The 3980-nt window shown below is 61.5% G+C and carries 3 protein-coding genes; 1 reads left to right on the forward strand and 2 read right to left on the reverse strand.

Going from position 1 to position 3980, the window contains the following annotated elements; translation table 11 throughout:
• Positions 1 to 170: 170 nt before the first annotated feature.
• Together ycaO and sugE are read right to left on the reverse strand one after the other, a co-directional pair.
• Positions 171 to 1931 (reverse strand): 30S ribosomal protein S12 methylthiotransferase accessory factor YcaO, encoded by a 1761-nt coding sequence (ycaO, locus tag CAK78_RS09865; RefSeq protein WP_094697149.1) that lies wholly within the window; start codon positions 1929 to 1931, stop codon positions 171 to 173.
• 127 nt (positions 1932 to 2058) lie between these two features.
• Entirely contained in the window at positions 2059 to 2373 is a 315-nt protein-coding gene (sugE, locus tag CAK78_RS09870) for a quaternary ammonium compound efflux SMR transporter SugE (protein WP_017765470.1), read from the reverse strand.
• 339 nt (positions 2374 to 2712) lie between these two features.
• Here sugE and asd point away from each other — a divergent pair, with 339 nt between their 5' ends.
• Complete coding sequence (asd, locus tag CAK78_RS09875) at positions 2713 to 3828, forward strand: aspartate-semialdehyde dehydrogenase (RefSeq protein WP_094697150.1); 1116 nt, start codon at positions 2713 to 2715, stop codon at positions 3826 to 3828.
• Positions 3829 to 3980: the final 152 nt, after the last annotated feature.

The raw sequence follows: 3980 nt of genomic DNA on the forward strand, positions 1-3980 counted from the left end.
AAAGTGGTGTCCGCAAGGCATCTTTTCGTCTCCCCTGCATCTTCTCCGCCTTGTTGGCAACCCCCTAAGAGGTATTTTTTGTTTTTTATTTCATCTTTGAATAACAAATGGTCGCTTGGCTGACCATAAAAAAGAAGGGGCCATCAGGGCCCCTTCGGAATGTTACCACATCAACCCCATGAATGGGCTCGTTTGGCCTTTTGCAGCTTCTCGTAGGCGGCCAGCAACTTCTGGTGCAGCGGGAACTGGCTGAGGGAGAGATCGGCGGCTGCCAACCCGTGGAAGCGCGCTTCGCCGCTGGCGTGGGCCCAGGCCTCGGCCAGCGTCTGTTCGCCATACATGCGGGCAAACACGGCGCGGTACTGTTCCGGATCGCGATCTTCATCCAGGAACAGCTCGACGCAGGCGCGCAGGGCACGGTAGTAGTTGGCGCGATCGGCCGGGAACACCGACTGGTTGAACTCCATGGTCCAGTCGATGAGATCGAGCGCCGTGTCGAGTTCGCCGGCGGCCAGCGCCAGCATGGCTTTGAGCTCACCCACTCGCAGGGTGTGCAGGGCAGAGCCCTTGGCGGCGGCGATGCCGAGCAGCTCGCGTACCCGGGTGCGCTCGTCGTGACCCTCTTCATCCAGCTGGTCGAACAGCGCCATGTACTGCTCCGCGTCCCACTCCAGCGCCGGCAGCGCCAGTATGGTCTCCCGCAGGTGGGCACCCATGGTGTTGTTGGCCAACAACAAATCTTCGGCCGGATAGATGTCGGACATGCCGGGCACCAGGATGCGGCAGGCATAGACGCCCAGATGCTCGTAGTCGGCGATGTAGACCGGCTGCTCCAGCTCGTGGAAGATGCCGATCAGGTGGTCGAACTCCTCCTGCGAGGTGCCGCGGAAGTCCCAGTCGGCAAACTCGAAGTCCGCATCCTGCTTGAACAGATCCCAGCTGATGAGGCCGGAGGAGTCGATGAAGTGGGTCTCCAGGTTGTGGTGATCCGCCACCTGCTCGTTGTCGAACGAGGGCGGTACGAACACGTCCAGATCCTTGAGGCTGCGGCCCTGCAGCAGCTCGGTGACGGTACGCTCGAAGGCCACTTCGAAGCGCGGGTGGGCACCGAAGGAAGCAAAGCAGGTGCCGTTGCTCGGATTGAGCAGCACCACGCAGATGACCGGGTAGCGACCACCCAGGGAGGCATCGAAGCTGTAGATGGGGAAGCCTTCGGCTTCCAGTGCCTCGATGGAGGCCTTGATGCCGGGGTAGCGGGCAATCACCTCGGCCGGGATCTCCGGCAGGCTCAGCGCTTCTGCGATGATCTTGTTTTTGACGTGGCGCTCGAACACCTCGGACAAGCCCTGGGTGCGGGCCTCGGTCTTGGTGTTGCCGGCGCTCATGCCGTTGGAGACATAGAGGTTGCCGATGATGTTCATCGGGATGTAGACGGTCTGGTGATCGGACTGGCGCTCGAAGGGCAGGGCGACGATGCCGCGCTCTTCGTTGCCGGATTGCAGGTCCACCAGCATGTCGGCGGTCACTTCACCGTCCGGGTTGTAGAACTTGCGGGTGAAGCTGTCGAGCAGACCGGCGGGCAGCTGCTCCCCCTCGATGGGGAACCACTTTTCGTTCGGGTAGTGGACGAAATCCCCGTTCGCTACCTGCTCGCCCAGATAGAAGTCGGCGAAGAAGTAGTTGGTGGAGAGACGCTCGAAATATTCGCCAAGGGCGGAGGCGAGCGCCGCCTTCTTGCTGGCACCCTTGCCGTTGGTGAAACAGAGGGAGCACTCCTTGTCCCGGATGTGCACGGACCAGACGTTGGGCACGGGGTTGAGCCAGGAGGCCTCTTCGATATCAAACCCCAGGGCTTGCAGCTTGGTCTGGAAGCGTTCGATGGAGTCTTCCAGCGCCGCGTCCTTGCCGGGAATAAAAGTGTGGTCGGTCATCACGATATCCTGATTTTTATTGGCTCATGTTTGGCCGCAGATAATAGCAGGGGTCGGCGCGTTTGGCAGGCAAAAAACGGGGTCCATGCCCCGTTTTGCTCTCCATTCAACCGAGGTCGGTCACGGCTCAGCCGATGAATTTCAGACCCAGGATCCCGCCGATGATCAGCAGCAGGCAGAGCACCCGGGCGAGGGTGGCCGGTTCGTTGAACAGCCAGATCCCCATCAGCACGGTGCCGACTGCGCCGATGCCGGTCCAGACCGCGTAGGCGGTGCCAAGGGGCAGCTGTTTGACCGCCATGGCGAGCAGCAGCACGCTCACCCCCATGGCAGAGAGAGTCAGCAGGGTGGGGAGGGGACGGCTGAAACCGTCGGTATATTTGAGGCCGATGGCCCAGGCGACCTCGAACAGGCCGGCCAGCAGCAGGAGCAACCAGGACATAAGGCAGATTCCGCAGGATGCAGGGTCGTCCCTGCGTATCAGGAGGCCACGGGGTCGTCCCCGAGGGGCAGCGGGGCTGCCGGTCGATCTCAATGATGCCCCAAGTGGGAACGGGATGCCAACCGGCTGCCCGCAGGTCGGCCAGGCTGACGGATATTGCAGCGAACGGCACAGAATATTGCGCAATTCGACTTGCGCCCGCCGTCACAATCCGTAATGTGGACAGACGCATTTTTCGCAATACATATTTTGTGAACCGCTTGTAAACGGCCCGCGCCGGACAAGGGATCACGGTTATCACACTCGGTTTCTATAAGCAGCTATCCAGGGTAGGACATTATGAAAAAAGTAGGTTTGGTCGGTTGGCGTGGCATGGTGGGTTCGGTGCTGATGAGCCGGATGCAGGAAGAGAAGGATTTTGCCCGCATTCAGCCCACCTTCTTCACCACCTCCCAGGCCGGTGAGGCCGCCCCCAATTTCGGCGTCGATGCCGGCACCCTGCAGGATGCCTTCGACATCGAGGCGCTGGCCGCACAGGACGTCATCATCACCGCCCAGGGCGGCGACTACACCAAGGATGTCTATCCACGCCTGAAAGCCGCCGGCTGGCAGGGCTACTGGATTGATGCCGCCTCCTCCCTGCGCATGGAGAAGGATGCGGTCATCATCCTGGATCCGGTCAACGGCGATGTCATCGAGCATGCCCTGAATGACGGCATCAAGACCTTCGTCGGCGGCAACTGCACCGTCAGCCTGATGCTGCTGGCCCTGGGTGGCCTGTTCAAGGCCGATCTGGTGGAGTGGGTGAGCGTGGCCACCTATCAGGCCGCATCGGGCGGTGGCGCGCGCCACATGCGCGAGCTGGTGACCCAGATGGGCATACTGCGCGATGAAGTGGCGGTGGAGCTGGCGGATCCCGCCTCCGCCATCCTCGACATCGAGCGCAAGATCACCGAGAAGACCCGCTCCGGTACCCTGCCGGTGGACAACTTCGGCGTACCGCTGGCCGGTGGCCTTATCCCCTGGATCGACACCAAGCTCGACAACGGCCAGAGCCGCGAAGAGTGGAAGGGGCAGGCCGAGACCAACAAGATCCTCGGCATTGACGGAGCCGCCATTCCGGTGGATGGTCTGTGCGTGCGCATCGGTGCCCTGCGCTGCCACAGCCAGGCGTTCACCATCAAGCTGAAAAAAGATGTGCCGCTGGCCGAGATCGAAGCCCTGCTGGCCGCCCACAACGACTGGGTCAAGGTGATCCCCAACGATCGCGACATCACCGCCCGCGAGCTGACCCCGGCCGCCGTTACCGGCACTCTCAGCATCCCGGTCGGTCGTCTGCGCAAGCTCAACATGGGCCCGGAGTACCTAGCCGCCTTCACCGTGGGCGATCAGCTGCTGTGGGGCGCTGCCGAGCCGCTGCGCCGCATGCTCAACATCCTGCTGGATCGTGGTTGATCCTTGCACCAAGCATGAACAGGGGGCCATGGCCCCCTGTTTTTTTGGCAGGAACAGGGGCTGGCATGCTGCCTCTGACGCTGCAAGCAGGAGGGCGTGGTTTTGTTATGCAGCGACATCGTTATTAATTAAATAGATATTAACTGTGGTGG

Source organism: Aeromonas sp. A35_P, from assembly GCF_002259925.1.
Lineage (GTDB): Bacteria > Pseudomonadota > Gammaproteobacteria > Enterobacterales > Aeromonadaceae > Aeromonas > Aeromonas dhakensis.

Coding starts and splice junctions, on each gene's coding strand:
- ycaO (WP_094697149.1), bottom strand. CDS start 1,931: ATGACCGACCACACTTTTATTCCCGGCAAGGACGCGGCGCTGGAAGAC.
- sugE (WP_017765470.1), bottom strand. CDS start 2,373: ATGTCCTGGTTGCTCCTGCTGCTGGCCGGCCTGTTCGAGGTCGCCTGG.
- asd (WP_094697150.1), top strand. CDS start 2,713: ATGAAAAAAGTAGGTTTGGTCGGTTGGCGTGGCATGGTGGGTTCGGTG.